Genomic DNA, 14,434 nt, shown 5'->3' on the forward strand with positions numbered 1-14,434 from the left:
GCGCGTAGTCCCGCAACTCATCAAGACCGGTAAGTACATCCGTCCGGCGCTGGGCATTGAGGTGGACGAACAGCTCAATCAGCGCCTGCTGGCGCTGACTGGAAGCAAGGGCGTGTTCGTGCTGCGTGTTACCCCTGGTTCGGCAGCGCACAAGGCCGGCCTCGCGGGTGTCGAAGTCACGCCGCAAGGCATCGTGCCCGGCGACCGCATCATTGGTGTTGATGGCAAGGCGACGGACGATGTGGCTAAGCTGCTCGAGCAGCTAGACGACAGAAAGGTCGGCGATGTGGTGATCTTGTCAGTGGAACGGGCCGGCAAAACGAGCGAAGTGCGTGTGGAGCTGCAACCGGGGATTTGATCGAGTCGACCGGCAGCGGCAATGTGGCCCACAACGTCACATCGTCGCGCGGGGCGATGTAGTTGGCCCCGAACACCAAATTGGCGTCGGTGGCGGCAGGTTGGTCGAAGAGCAGATCGATCAAGGGCGGACCGACCACCACGGTGACGGCGGGCGCGGGCAACGTGGCGACCCAGGTCAAAGCCGTTGATCGGTCGGCGAACCTGTGTGGCTGCAACCAGCCTGAAGCAGCCAGATCGTAGAGCCGCTCTGCAGCGGTTGCGGACGGTGGCAACCGGTGGCCGGACTCACGCTACTCGCCACGAAGCAGTCATTGAACGGACTCCAAACGAGTTCCTAAATCCCGGGGCGGTTCATAGCGGCCGTTTACGAGCAGCCTCCTGGCGACTGCGATGAACGCCGATGCATGCTAAGCATGATGTACGCCCAGTGAGCGTGAGATGAGCATACACAAGAAGCCTCAGCATTCATGCGGATTGCAGGGTGACTTCAGAGCAGACGCCATAGCTATCGCCCCATCGAGACGGGGTCAGTCAAAGTTGGCACGTGGAGAACGTTTGACCTCGGCGACAGCGCCTTCAAGCTTTTTTGAGTGCCACGCGACCCCGTTTTCGTCCATCATGAACTCTACGGTGCCCTGTGCAATGAGAAAGTTCATGCAAGCAACGGCCTCACCTGTTGCCAGGCTCAGTTGCTGCGGATCCTGCTCTCCGATGGCGCGCTTAAAGAGGGCAGCGAACGCATCGACGATCCGTTGAGGTCCGGTAGACAGTGACTGACGCAGCCGCTCCAGAGCACTATTTTGACCCAACCTGAGCGATTCAAGGCGTTCATGCAGTCCATAAAAGGGCTCGTTGTGAGAGGGGAGGACCAACACATCGTTGGGAACATCCCTCATCAGCTTGTCGAGCGCCCCATACCACTCCTTCAGCGGATTGGCCTGTGGCTCGCTGGCGAACACCGACACATTCGACGAAATCTTCGGCAGTACCTGATCGCCGGCGATCAGTAGCTTCAAATCGGGGCAGTACAGAGAAGCATGTTCTGGTGAGTGGCCGCCGGTGGTGATGATCCGCCAGTCATGCTTACCCAACTGGACGTGATCGCCGTCCTGCAAGCGTCGGTAGCTCTCGGGCAGAGCGTGGATATGTTTGCCAAAGCTGCCGAATCGGCTGCGGTAGCTTTCAATGGCTGCCTCCGACCAGCCGGCGCGCCTATTGAAGAGCACGCCGTCGGGCGGGGCCTCGCGGTTAGTGTCGGCATGCATCACGCGGCAGGTCAGGTATTCCAGGCGGCTCATGTGCAGCGGCACACCAACGCGACGCGTGAACCAACCAGCTAGGCCGATGTGGTCGGGGTGCATGTGTGTGGCGTACACGCCTTGGAGCGGCCGTGCCAGCGGCCCCTGCGCCATGAGGGCCAGCCAGTCGGCAACGGTGTCGGGGGTGTTCAGGCCGGTATCTACCAGTACCCAGCCATCATGGGTGTCTATGGCCCATACATTGATGTGGTCGAGCCGGAATGGCATGGACAGCCGGATCCAGCGCACACCAGGGGCGACCTCGACCCAGTGGCGTGGTGTTGGTGGCTCGAATGGGTAGGTCAGTGCATTGGCTGCGGGATCAATCATTACTATCGTTTCATGGGGTGAGCGACGGTGTAGCCACCTGGTGCATCAGACCAAACGCTTTTTAGGATTTCAATGCTTGTTGTCAACCAACAAGGGGGCGTCAGTGGGCATATCTTCCTGGACTAGCCACTCGACTGAGTCGAGCTTCAGGCGGGTCAGTTGCCTGAATACTTCCATCAAGTCACTTTGTGTGGCGTCCTGAGAGGCCCCTGGCGTCAGTACTGCGCGCAAGGTCGCGGTTTCCCGATGCTGTTGTTTTCCAACGATGACCTGGGCACGTTCGATAGCAGGGAGCCGGATGAGCAGTTCTTCCACGTTGCGTGGATAGATGAAAATTTCGCGCACTTTGACACCTTGGCCCACTCGGCCTTGCAACATGCTGATGCGTTCGACGAGACCATCCGGTGAATGGGTCAGCGCTTGCGCCACATCGCCTGTGCCAAAGCGGACCAGGGGCCAGCCGCTGTCCAGCGTGGTGACCACTATTTGACCTGGTTCGCCCAGGGGAAGGGGAGCGCCGGTGCGGGGGTCGCAGATCTGGACAAGCCGGTCAGGCTGAACCGTGTAGCCCACTTGTCCTGGTTCCTCGTAGGCAATCAGCCCGAAGTCGCCGGTGGCGTAGGCTGAGAACGTGCGGATGGCGTACTTCTCCTCCAGCCTGCGGCGCTTGCCCATCCAGTCACCCAGTTCGCCCCCCAGCATTGCGGAGCGGACCTTCCATTGAGAAGGCAGGTCGTAGCCCATGCGCTCAAGCGTTTCGACCAAGGTCACGAAGAAGGATGTGGAGGCGCAAATGCAGGTGATGCCCAGTTCCATGATGAGCTGCGCCTGTTGTTCGGCGCCGCCGGGTCCGCAGGGGATGAGCGTTGCTCCGGTAGCGGCAATGCCCGCATCCAGCAAAAGGCCGGCTGGCACAAGATGGTAGGACCATGTGTTGAGAACGCGGTCACCCGGGCCGATGCCTGCCTGACGGAATGCATGCGAAAAACCGTGGCCAGTGTCGTCGTCGAACAACTGGGGTTCGTAGACGGGGCCCGGTGAGACAAAGACCCGACGGATGGATGCGTCGTCGGCCGCCAGAAACCCACCGAATGGCGGTGACTGGCGCTGCTTCTCAAGCAGTGCATCCTTGCTTGTGACGGCGAGTCGCGCGAGGTCGGCCGGGCCTTGGAGATCTTGCGGTGTCATTGTCGCAAGCTCATAGACCGCGCGGATGGAGGGGGCGCGGTCGTAGGCGAATTGCTGCGAAGCGCGCAGCGCTTCGAATCGGTTGGTGGTCGGGGACGTACGCATGGCGTTGCCGGCTCAGTGGCCCGTGAAGCGCGGGGCGCGCTTCTCGTTGAAGGCGGCCAGGCCTTCGTGGAGATCGGCGCTATGTGCATGCACTTCGGATGCCAGCAACTCCAGCCGTAAGGCAGTGTCCAGGGGCTGTTGCAAGCCATCGTCGATCAGCGCTTTCATGCGGCGCAGGCCCAGAGGGCTCTTGCTGGCGATCTTGTCAGCCACAGCCTGCGTCGCGCTTTCGAGTTGGTCGTCGTCCACCACCTGGTTGACGAGGCCCGCCTCCACCAGTTCTGCTGCGTCCACGAAGTCACCCGTGAATAGAAGGTACTTGGCGCGCGTGGGGCCAATAACTCGTGGCAGGCGCACCGAGCCTCCACCGCCTGGGAGTAGACCGTAGTTGGCGTGCGCGTCGCCAATCTTGGCACTGCGTGCCGCCAGCACGAGGTCACAGCAGAGCACCAGTTCTAGTCCGCCCGCCAGGGTGATGCCGTTCAGGGCTGCGATCACGGGTTTTGGAAAGCGATCGATGCGGTTCATGGTGACCAGAACGCTGTCCAGAAAGCCGATGGTGCCAGTTTCGCCCGTTTGTGTCTTGACGTACTTTAGGTCGGCGCCTGCGCAGAAGGCCCGGCCAGTGCCCGTCAAGACGACGGACCTCACGTCCGCCCGGTTCTGTGCTTCGTTGAGTGCCTGGTCTATCCCTCGAAGTACCTCTGGGGTCAGTGAGTTCATTGCCTCAGGCCGGTTCAGGCGGATCCACATGCTGCCTTTTCGGACCTCTGAAATAACAACCGGCGTCGACATCTGTCTTTCATTGGTGACTTGTGTGTTCATGGGTCGATTCTGCTTTTGCCTCGGTTTTCGTGGGTATGGGGTTTTCCATTACTATCAAGTCAATTATTTTAATTTAGAGTAAAAAATTAAATTTGTGGAATTTTTTGATGAAAACTCAGACGCGATCGCCAATGCCTCCGCTTCTTGGAATCAAGATCGTTGAGTTCGAGGGAATTGGCCCAGGGCCCTTGGCGGGGTTCATGCTGATGCAAATGGGTGCGGACGTGACCGTGGTTGGGCGGCCCGGTGCGGGCTCACTGCCTGACGAGCTAACGCCGAAAGACGGGGCGCTCTTGTCTCGTGGTAAACGGCGCGTCACGTTAAATCTCAAGCGGGCGGAGGACAAGGCGCAGGCGCTGGAGTTGGTCGCGCAAAGCGACGGAGTGATTGAAGGCAACCGCCCGGGTGTGATGGAGCGCTTGGGTCTGGGCCCCGATGTATGCGGTGAACGCAACCCGCGGCTTGTGTATGGACGCATGACAGGCTGGGGGCAGGATGGGCCGCTGGCCCAGGCAGCCGGGCACGACATGAACTATGTCGCTCTTACGGGGCTGATGTCGCTCACCGAGCAGCCGGGACACCCCCCCATGCTTCCGCCTACGGTGGTCGGGGATGCTGCCGGTGCGCTTGGGCTCGGGTTTGGAATGGTGTCGGCGTTGCTTGGCGCCCGGAATACTGGGCAGGGTTGCGTAGTCGACGGCGCCATCGTGGATGTGTTGGCCATGCTGTCGCCGCTTGTGCAGCTGATTCGCCAAGGCGGTGGCGTGGACGGCAGTGAACCCAGTGTCTTCCATGACTCGCCCTTCTACGACCGTTACTTGTGCAGCGACGGCCGATACATCACGGTCGGTGCGATCGAGCCCCCGTTCTATGCCTTGCTGTTGAAGCAGTTGGAGCTGACGGATGTGGATCCCGCGCAGCAGATGGACAAGTCTTCGTGGCCGTCTCTCAAGGCGCGGATCGCGCAGCGCTTTGCTTCGCAACCCAGTGTGCACTGGAATGCACTGATGGAGGGCACTGACAGTTGCTTCGCGCCGGTGCTCAACATGGCCGAAGCCGCCTCTCATCCCCACAACGTGGCCCGTGGCCTGTACGGCGTGACTGCGCAGGGCGATATTGAGACCATGCGGGGCATGCGATTCCTGCCGCTGCGCTGAGCAGCGAATGTGATTGCCAAGGGATTTCCCTAGCAAATTTTTTTTAATTTTACTTTAAAGTAAAACAACTTTATATAGAGTAATTTTTTGGTTGCATGGATTGCATGAAACCTGCCAAGGAGAAGAAAGATGGAAGATATCTATGTGGTCGGTGTCGGTATGACGCCCTTTGGTCGGCATCTGGACAAGGACATTAAGGCGCTCACGCGTGAGGCCACTGCAGCTGCTTTGGCGGATGCGGGTTTGCAAGAGGAAGACCTGGAAGCCGCCTTTTTTGGCAACACTTCCCAAGGGCATATGGATGGCCAGCACATGATTCGTGGGCAAATTGCGCTACGGGCAATGGGCATCGGGCGCATTCCGGTGGTGAACGTCGAAAACGCTTGTGCAAGCGGCTCGTCGGCGTTCGTTCTAGCCTGCAATCACCTCAAGTCGGGTGCTGGCGATGTCGCTTTGGCCGTTGGTGCAGAGAAGATGTTCTCAACCGACAAGCTCAAGATGTTCTCGGTGTTTGACAGTGCCTGGGATCTCTCGCGTGCAGAAGAGATCCGTGCGGAGCTGATGAAGATGGGACGCGACGTGGCTGTGCCTGAGGGGAGTACCTCACCCAGGCCGTACAGCGTTTTCATGGACGTGTATGCCGCGTTTGCACGATCGCACATGCGCACCTTCGGGACGACGCAGCGCCAGTTGGCTGCCGTGTCGTCCAAGAACCATGCGCATTCCATGCACAACCCGCTGTCGCAGTACCAGATGGCCTACAGCATCGAGGAAGTGCTTGCTGCGCCGCCGATCACCTATCCCTTGACCCTGCCCATGTGCTCTCCTGTGTCTGACGGCGCAGCAGCGGCCGTCCTGTGCACACGCTCGGCGCTCAAACGCCTCAACATCGATGAAAAACGTGCCATCAAGGTGTTGGCGGCCGTGGTGCAAAGCGGTTCTGACCGGAGCGAGGACGACTACACCAACCACTGCACGGCTTTGGCTTCGCGCAAGGCGTATGAGCTGGCGGGTGTTGGCCCAGCAGATATCTCGGTGGCCGAGGTGCACGATGCCACGGCCATGGGTGAAATCATTCAGACAGAAAACCTCGGTTTCTGTGAGTTCGGCATGGGCGGTGTGATTGCCGAGCGGGGTGATACCCGGATTGGTGGCCGCATTCCCGTTAATCCGTCCGGCGGCCTGGAGTCTAAGGGGCACCCTGTTGGGGCCACCGGTATTGCCCAAGTCCATGAGTTGGTAACTCAGCTTCGCGGGGAAGCCGGACTGCGGCAGGTGACTGACGCAAGGATTGCGCTGGCAGAAAACGGTGGCGGTCTTGAGGGCATTGAAGAAGCTGTTGCCTGTATCACCATCTTGGCGCGCTGAGCGCTGCACTCAATAAGAGACAAGAGAAATAGTATGGATGTCAAAAATACCATTGCCTTCGTCACAGGAGCTGCTTCAGGCCTGGGGCTCGCCACTTGCAAGGCATTGCTTGCGGCCGGAGCGAGCGTCATGGCGGTTGATCTGGACGAAGAGCGCCTTGCGAGCGAGGTGCTGCCGATGGGCGAGCGCGTGCGAATCCAGAAGGTTGATGTTTCGGACGAGGCCAGTGTGAAGGCTGGCGTAGACGCGGCAGTGGCGGAATTTGGTGCGCTGCATGTGGCGGTAAATTGCGCGGGAATTCTGGGTCCCTGCAAGACGCTTTCAAAGGGCGAGTTATTCCCGATGGATCTTTGGAACCGGGTGATCGCCATCAACCTGACCGGGACCTTCAACGTGGTGCGCTATGCGTCGTTGGCCATGTCGCAGAACGAGCCCAATGTCGACGGTGAACGGGGGGTCATCGTGAACACGTCATCTGGTGCTGCGTGGCAGGGTCAAGTGGGCCAGGCCGCATATAGCGCCAGCAAAGCGGCGGTCATTGGAATGACGCTTCCGGTGGCGCGGGATCTTGCGCAACACGGAATCCGAGTGGTGGCCGTGGCGCCTGGTCTGTTTGAGACCGCCATGTCTGCAGGCATGCCAACGAAGGTGTCGCAAAACATTATTGACAACGTCATCCTCTTTCCTCATCGCATGGGGCAGGCACAAGAGTTCGGTGGACTGGTTCGGCACGTTGTGGAAAACGCCTATTTGAATGCCACCACGATCAGCCTGGATGCGGGTGTCCGTTGTTAGTCGTGGTCCATTGATCGCTGCGAGCATTCCCGCAAATGGATGCGTAGACCCTGCAAAGGTCTTATGAAGGAAATTCGATGGACAAAGCCAAGAATTCAGAGTGGAGGTGCCAATGAATGCAGCCATTCAAAGCCAGCGGGAAGGCGTGGTGCTGACAGCCCAGAATCTGCTGCTGCAGTTCGGTGGAGTTGTGGCGCTGAATGATGTTTCGATTGATGTGCGCAAGGACGAGCTGCTGGCAATCATCGGGCCGAACGGAGCGGGAAAGTCTTCTCTGATGAACTGCCTGAGCGGGTTCTACCGCCCCAAGAAAGGCGAGATATCCCTGGCCGGGCGCAACGTGCGCGACATGGCGGTTCACGACGTGGCGGCACAGGGCCTGGCGCGCACTTTTCAAGGTACGCACATTTTTTCGGGCATGACCGTTATCGAGAACCTGATGGTGGGGCGCCACATGCACATGCGGGCCAATCTCGTGCAGTCGTTTTTCCATTTCGGCCCGGCAAAGCGCGAAGAAGTTTTGCATCGGGAGGTAGTGGAAGAAATCATTGAGTTTCTTGAAATTGAATCCATCCGGCATGTGCCGGTGGGCAGCCTCGGTTATGGGCTTCGCAAGCGCGTGGACTTGGGGCGCGCACTGGCCCAAGACCCGAAGATTCTGCTGATGGATGAGCCTATGGCCGGTATGAATACGGAAGAGAAGGAAGACCTGGCACGTTTCATTCTGGATGTGCGCGAGGCAAAGCGCATTCCTATTGTTTTGGTGGAGCACGACATGGGTGTGGTGATGGACCTAGCTGACCGCATCGCTGTGCTGGACTTTGGACGCAAGATCGCCGATGGAACGCCCAAGGAAATCCAGGCTAATCCCGCTGTGCTTAAAGCCTACCTTGGAGAGGGCGTCCAATGAAACTCGAAATCGCGACTCTTCCCCAGTTGCTGCGCAAGCATGCGCATGCCAATCCCAGCCGTCTTTCCCAGCGCCATAAGCAGCGCGGAATTTGGCGGGAGTACAGCTTTGCGGATGTGCAGCGCAACGTTCGAGAGATTGCGCTGGGCATGCACCAAGCGGGCGTCAAAGCGGGCGAGACCATTGCCATCATTGGTGAGAATGAGCCACAGCATTACTGGGCCGAGTATGCCGCGCATGCACTGGGATGCAAAGTTGTATCCATGTACCCGGACCTCACTTCGGAGGAGGTGGCTTATCTTCTGGACGACAGCGAAGCAGTCATCTTGTTCGCGCAGGACCAAGAACAGGTTGACAAGGGCCTGGATGTCCGGAACAAGACTTTGAAGATGCGCCACATTGTGTATTGGGACGAAACGGGGATGTGGTCGTATAACGACCCCATCCTGCATACCTTCGATGGCATGCAGCGGCAAGGGCGTGAAATCCATCAACGTAACGGAAAGATGTACGACGCGCTAGTGGATGCGGGAGCCCCCGATGACATAGCGGTTCTTTCTTACACTTCCGGCACGACGGGGCAGCCTAAGGGCGTCATCCTCACGCATCGCTTCTTAATCGACAACGCGCAGCGCTTGATCGATTCCATGGATGTGAGGCCGGGTATGGAATACCTGAGTTACATCGCGCCATCCTGGGCCACTGAACAAATATATGGCATCACCATGGGATTGGGATTGCCCATGGTAGTGAACTTCCCTGAGGGCCCGGAGCAGGTGTTGTCCAACATTCGGGAATTGGCAGTGGAAGGTATGACATTTGCTCCGCGCCAGTGGGAAAGCATGGCGTCCTCTGTGCAGGCGCACATGCTCGACGCAGGACCCATTCGACGAGGTGTCTACGAGTGGGGCATGAAGATCGGTCACACCGTCAATGTGGGGCGCTTGGATGGAAAACCCGTTGGCCTGCTGGACCGGTTGCTGTTTCCTATCGCCAATGCACTGGTTCTGCGCCCGTTGCGAGATCTGCTCGGCCTGACCCGGCTGCGCTGTGCCAGCTGCGGTGGTGCCACCATGGCACCAGATGTGTTTCGCATGTTCCATGCCATGGGTATACCGCTGCGCAACATCTATGGCTCCACCGAAACCGGGTTGCTGACATGCCACCAGGGTGACCGATTTGATCTGGAGACCGTAGGACACTGGATGAAGGCGCATCCAGAGGCGGGCCCACCATTGGAATGGCGCTTGAGTGCGGACGGCGAACTGCAGATCCGTGGCGGAAGCCCGTTTCTGGGCTACTACCGCAGAGAGAGCTCCGTAGAGTCTAAGGTGAAAGATGGCTGGTTCTACACGGGCGATGCCGTAACGAAAACGGAGCTAGGCGAGCTCGTGTTCCTGGAGCGGTTGTCGGACTTGAAGCGCTTGCGCAGCGGCGAAACCTTCCCGCCGCAGTTCGTCGAGACACGCCTTCGGTTCAGTCCCTTCATCAAGGACATCATGACGGTGGGAGACGAGACAAGGGACTTCGTGGCCGCTCTCATCAATATCGACATGTCTGTTCTGTCGCGGTGGGCAGAAGACAAGCGGATCGGATTCTCAACCTTCACCGATCTGTCACAGCGGCCAGAGATCGCCGAGTTGATCGGCCAGGAAATTGCCCGCGTGAACCAGTTTTTGCCGGCGCATGCGCGAGTCAAGCGATTCGCCAATTTTCCGAAAGAGCTTGATCCGGACGAGGGCGAGCTAACACGTTCGAGAAAGCTGCGGCGCGAATTCCTGGAGGTGCGATACGCCACGCTGATCAACGGTTTATATGACGGCTCGCACGCCGTGCGTATCGATATTCCTGTGACCTACCAGGACGGTCGGCGCGGCAATTTCGAGGCTCTGGTGTCCATCCATGACACGGACGCCGCAGGGTCAGACCACCTGGGCGCAGCCCGAAGCAGAGGACGGAAATGATCGATTTTATTAATTACCTGATAAACGGTGCGCTGTCAGGGCTTCTGTATGCGTTGATCGCCATGGGGTTCGTCGTGATCTATCGCGCGTCAAAGGTGTTCAACTTTGCACAAGGTGAGTTGGTGGTCTTTGGCGGCTACATGGTGTGGTGGACGATTATTGAGATGGGTCTACCGCTGTGGGTCGGATTGCCCGTGGCATTCGTTAGTGCTGCAATTTTTGGTTTCATGATTGAGCGGATATTTTTTGCCCGTCTGGTTGGAGAGTCTGTCTTCTCGATGGTCATGGTGACGATCGGTCTCTTGATTCTGATCCGAGGCGTTGTGTTGGTGCTTTTTGGCCCACAGGTGCGTGCTTTTCCGATCATCTTTCCTCTGGATCCGATCATCGTTGGCGATCTCATCGTCTCCCGTTCGATGCTCTACGGTGGAATTATGACCATCTTCATCGGCGTTGGTCTCTCCTGGTTTTTCAACCGGACAAGGGCTGGTTTGACCATGACGGCCGTGGCGGAAGACCACCAGGTGGCCATGTCCATGGGCATCTCGGTGCAGCGTTCCATTGCCTTTGCGTGGGTGCTGGGATCCGTGCTTTCCACACTGGGGGCGATAGTGCATTTGAGTGGCCGCTCCATCAACATGATGAGCTCCGACATCGGCCTGGCTGCTTTGCCGGTGGCCTTGCTGGCTGGGTTGGAGTCCCTCGCAGGGTTGCTGATCGCCGGTGTTTTGGTGGGTGTGATTCAGGGTTTGGCTTCGGCCTATCTCGATCCCCTGGTGGGGGGAGCGCTGGGCTCCGTCTTTCCTTTCATCATCATGCTGGTGGTGTTGTTAATTCGTCCCACCGGCATGTTCGGGTGGAAAACCATTGAGAGGGTATGAGCATGGATCCCGCAGGTGTATTCGCGACTTCTTTCGCCAAAGACCAAGCACTAATTCGCACGCGCAGCCAGGCGGTGGCATTGGGCCTGTTTGTTATCGCGCTGTTTGCGCTGCCCCTGATCAGCGAGGTCCGCTGGGTGGCGATCATGACCTCTATGCTGATTACTGCAGTGGTGGTCATGGGGCTGCAGATCAATACTGGTCTAGCGGGTCAGATCAATTTGGGCCAAGCTGCGTTCATGGGGGTTGGTGCGTATGCAACAGCGCTCCTAGCGACGAAAGGCCACCTGCCTTTCTGGCTGGCTTTGCCCATCGGCGGGCTGTGCGCGGCGCTTTTTGGGCTGGTGTTTGGATTAACCGCAATGCGCATAAAGGGTTTTTACCTTGCCTTGACCACGATTGCTGCGCAGATCTTGTTCCACTTTTTTGTGCTCAACCTGCCTGCCAAATGGCTGGGGGGATCTAACGGCATCACTCTGGAACCAGCACAGTTCCTTGGGTTCGTTTTCAACACCGATACCCGCATTTACTACCTGTGTCTGGTAGTGGCCTTCATCATGATTGCGGGCGCCTACGGCGTCGCACGCAGCCGCCATGGTCGAATTTTTGCGGCAGTGCGTGATGACGACGTGGCCTCAGGAATGATGGGCATCAATGTCGTGCGCACCAAGGTACTTGCCTTCTTGCTGGGTGCGTTTTACGCGGGCATCGGTGGAGGGCTCTGGGCTTACTACGTCAGGTTCGTGGCGATTGACCAGTTCACCCTGATCCACTCGATATGGTTCATCGCGATGATCATTGTGGGTGGCATGGGGTCGGTGACGGGCGCGCTGATCGGCGTTTTTGTTATCCGTACTGCCCAGGAGACGATCACCATCGTGGGCCCTTCACTGGTCGAGAACTTTTCCTTCCTGAGCGGAGACGTTGTTTTCGCAGTGATGAATATTTTCCTGGGTGGAGTCATCGCGGCCTTTCTGATCTTTGAGCCACGCGGTCTGATGCACCGGTGGAACATCGTCAAGCGGTCTTATCGCATGTGGCCCTACCCATATTGACCGCAATCCTGTTTTCTGCAGCCACCTTAGGCGCTGGGAAGGGCTGATCCAATGCAAAGCGCTACTACAAAAGGAGACATTTTTATGAAAACGAATCGAGCAAAGTTGTCGGCAATGGTCAAGCTGGGGCAACGCGGCGCTTTGCTGGCGTCAACCTTGTGCCTTGGCGGCATGGCACAAGCTCAGACTACTTACAACGTGGCTGGCCTGGCTGACTTCACCGGACCTTTCGCAGACATCATGAAAGATATGACGGGATGCCGCCGTGCGGTACTCGACTGGTGGAGCGAAGAGGTCGGTAAGGCGCAGGGCGTGGCATTGCGAATCAAGGATTTCGACACCCGCTATGACGTCGCCCAAGTGGCCAGCCTCTGGCCAGGCATCAAGTCCGAGCTCAACCCGGTGGCTGTTCTGGGTGTGGGCGGTGCAGATACCAATGCACTGCAGCAGCGCTTGCCTAGTGACAAGGTGCCTCTTGTCCAGTCGACAGCAGGATATGGATTCGCTTGGAAGGGTGATAACTGGGTGTTCAATGCCCGTGCCACTTACCCGCACGAAGCGGCTGCGTTTTATGTGTGGATGCAGAAGAAGTCGGGTTCGCCTGTTCCTCTCAAGGTGGGGGTGATTTCATCGGAAGTATCGCCGGCCTACGTGGACATCCACAAAGGTGTCGAGAAGTTCGCTAAGGACAATCCGAAGATCATTGAAGTCGTTGAAACGATTTATACCGAAGCACAGCCGACCGACCTTACCCAGCAGGTCAGCCGCCTGGTCCGCAAGGGGGCCACGGTACTGCAGGTGTTCAACAATACAGCATCGGTAGTGGCGACACGGCGCGCCCTGCAAAGCCTTGGAAAAACCAATATTCCGATAGTGGTTAGCGCTCATAACGGGTTGCTTTCGTCGGGGAAAGCGCTGGGTGACCTGAGCCAAATGGATGGAAACTTTGAGGTCTATGGCATGGCCATGGCCGCCGAAGGCGCAACACCGGCACGGGACTTCTTCGAGAAACTGCGCAGCCAATACAAGTTGCAAGCCGCCTACAACTCCGCCTGCATTATGGGCATGAGCCAAGCGATGTTGACGGTTCGTGCCGTTGAAAATGTTGTCAAGGTCAAAGGTGCTGGCGGTGTGACGGGCGAAGAGGTTCGCGCTGCACTGCTGTCCACCCCCATGCCTACCGAGCGCAGCTTTGGCTTGTTGCCCAATATCAAGTTCAACAATGATGCGCCGTTCCCGACCTCGGGCACAGCCGTCAACATCGGCACCGTCGAAAAGGGAAAGTACAAACTTCTCGAGCAGAACGTTCCGGTTCCTGTGTTGAACAAGTGGTAATTGCAAATCGGCCTGGGTCTCGGGCCACCGAGACCCAGGCCACATCATCTGGAGCTACCCGTGCTTGAACTGAACAACGTTGAAGTCCTCTACAGCGACGTCATTCTTGCTGTCAAAGGCATTACCGCCAAAGTCCCCGCTGGACAGTGCGTGACCTTGCTGGGCGCCAATGGCGCTGGCAAGAGCACCACGCTCAAGGCCATCTCCAACCTGGTTAGGACAGAGGATGGTCGTGTGACGGCGGGGAGTATCAAATTTGATGATGCGGACATCACAGGTGCGAACCCAGTCGATGTCGTTCGCAAAGGGTTGGTGCACGTCATGGAAGGGCGCAAGGTTTTGCGTCACATGACGGTGGAGCAGAACCTGGTAGTGGGCGGCCACATGGGCAGCGCCAGCGAGGCCAAGGAAATGCTGGACGAGGTGTACGACCGCATCAAGCGCCTGGCAGCCTTGCGCAGTCGCACGGCGGGTTATTTGTCCGGCGGGGAGCAGCAATTGCTAGTGATTGGCCGAGCCCTGATGGCCAGGCCCAAACTGGTAATGATTGACGAGCCCTCACTCGGCCTGGCCCCGTTGATGGTCGATGAGGTCTATGGTTTGTTAAATGACCTCAAAACGAGCGGCCTGACGCTGCTAATCGTTGAGCAAAACACGCGCGTTGCCCTCGACTTGGCCGACTATGGCTATGTGATGGAGAGTGGGCGGATCGTTCTGGAAGGACCATCCAGCAGCCTAAAGACCAACGAGGACGTACGGGAGTTTTACCTCGGCCTGACGGTCGATGGGGAGCGCAAGAGTTTCCGCGACATGAAACATTACCGCCGCCGCAAGCGCTGGCTGGGTTGACCGCATTGGGTCAG

Annotated in this window: 13 protein-coding genes; 10 read left to right on the forward strand and 3 right to left on the reverse strand. The window is 58.1% G+C overall.

The window, feature by feature from the left end:
* A partial coding sequence (locus tag ACK4OE_RS17695; protein WP_409886571.1) for a S1C family serine protease occupies nt 1-358 on the forward strand: 358 nt, incomplete at its 5' end.
* A gap of 529 nt (nt 359-887) precedes the next feature.
* Here ACK4OE_RS17695 and ACK4OE_RS17700 read toward each other — a convergent pair.
* The 3 genes from ACK4OE_RS17700 to ACK4OE_RS17710 all read right to left on the reverse strand — a co-directional run bounded on the left by ACK4OE_RS17700 (nt 888) and on the right by ACK4OE_RS17710 (nt 4,076).
* A complete protein-coding gene (locus tag ACK4OE_RS17700) occupies nt 888-1,988 on the reverse strand; it encodes an MBL fold metallo-hydrolase (protein WP_066788307.1) in 1,101 nt (366 codons plus the stop codon).
* A gap of 69 nt (nt 1,989-2,057) precedes the next feature.
* Complete coding sequence (locus ACK4OE_RS17705; RefSeq protein WP_066788308.1) at nt 2,058-3,281, reverse strand: phenylacetate--CoA ligase family protein; 1,224 nt, start codon at nt 3,279-3,281, stop codon at nt 2,058-2,060.
* Between the two features lie 12 nt (nt 3,282-3,293).
* Nucleotides 3,294-4,076 (reverse strand): enoyl-CoA hydratase/isomerase family protein, encoded by a 783-nt coding sequence (locus tag ACK4OE_RS17710; RefSeq protein WP_067511708.1) that lies wholly within the window; start codon nt 4,074-4,076, stop codon nt 3,294-3,296.
* 161 nt (nt 4,077-4,237) lie between these two features.
* Here ACK4OE_RS17710 and ACK4OE_RS17715 point away from each other — a divergent pair, with 161 nt between their 5' ends.
* The 9 genes from ACK4OE_RS17715 to ACK4OE_RS17755 all read left to right on the forward strand — a co-directional run bounded on the left by ACK4OE_RS17715 (nt 4,238) and on the right by ACK4OE_RS17755 (nt 14,420).
* Nucleotides 4,238-5,263, forward strand: coding sequence for a CaiB/BaiF CoA transferase family protein (locus ACK4OE_RS17715; protein ID WP_066788810.1), 1,026 nt, complete (start codon nt 4,238-4,240; stop codon nt 5,261-5,263).
* Between the two features lie 129 nt (nt 5,264-5,392).
* Complete coding sequence (locus ACK4OE_RS17720; protein WP_066788812.1) at nt 5,393-6,631, forward strand: thiolase family protein; 1,239 nt, start codon at nt 5,393-5,395, stop codon at nt 6,629-6,631.
* A gap of 33 nt (nt 6,632-6,664) precedes the next feature.
* Nucleotides 6,665-7,426, forward strand: a complete 762-nt coding sequence (locus tag ACK4OE_RS17725) for an SDR family NAD(P)-dependent oxidoreductase (RefSeq protein WP_056642823.1) — start codon at nt 6,665-6,667, stop codon at nt 7,424-7,426.
* Between the two features lie 112 nt (nt 7,427-7,538).
* On the forward strand, nt 7,539-8,336 hold the full coding sequence (locus ACK4OE_RS17730) for an ABC transporter ATP-binding protein (protein ID WP_066788815.1): 798 nt from the start codon (nt 7,539-7,541) through the stop codon (nt 8,334-8,336).
* The gene (locus ACK4OE_RS17735; protein WP_066788817.1) at nt 8,333-10,300 is read left to right on the forward strand and encodes an AMP-dependent synthetase/ligase; all 1,968 of its coding nucleotides are present in this window, start codon (nt 8,333-8,335) and stop codon (nt 10,298-10,300) included. The genes ACK4OE_RS17730 and ACK4OE_RS17735 overlap by 4 nt, the downstream gene beginning before the upstream one ends.
* Complete coding sequence (locus ACK4OE_RS17740) at nt 10,297-11,181, forward strand: branched-chain amino acid ABC transporter permease (protein WP_409886576.1); 885 nt, start codon at nt 10,297-10,299, stop codon at nt 11,179-11,181. The genes ACK4OE_RS17735 and ACK4OE_RS17740 overlap by 4 nt, the downstream gene beginning before the upstream one ends.
* Nucleotides 11,178-12,236, forward strand: a complete 1,059-nt coding sequence (locus ACK4OE_RS17745) for a branched-chain amino acid ABC transporter permease (RefSeq protein ID WP_260668949.1) — start codon at nt 11,178-11,180, stop codon at nt 12,234-12,236. Before ACK4OE_RS17740 ends, ACK4OE_RS17745 begins: the two co-directional genes overlap by 4 nt.
* A gap of 84 nt (nt 12,237-12,320) precedes the next feature.
* Entirely contained in the window at nt 12,321-13,571 is a 1,251-nt protein-coding gene (locus ACK4OE_RS17750) for an ABC transporter substrate-binding protein (protein WP_082759273.1), read from the forward strand.
* A gap of 60 nt (nt 13,572-13,631) precedes the next feature.
* Nucleotides 13,632-14,420, forward strand: coding sequence for an ABC transporter ATP-binding protein (locus ACK4OE_RS17755; RefSeq protein WP_409886579.1), 789 nt, complete (start codon nt 13,632-13,634; stop codon nt 14,418-14,420).
* The last annotated feature ends 14 nt before the right edge of the window (nt 14,421-14,434 follow it).

The organism is Acidovorax sp. (genome assembly GCF_046314175.1).
In the GTDB taxonomy this organism is placed as follows: Bacteria; Pseudomonadota; Gammaproteobacteria; order Burkholderiales; family Burkholderiaceae_C; genus Acidovorax.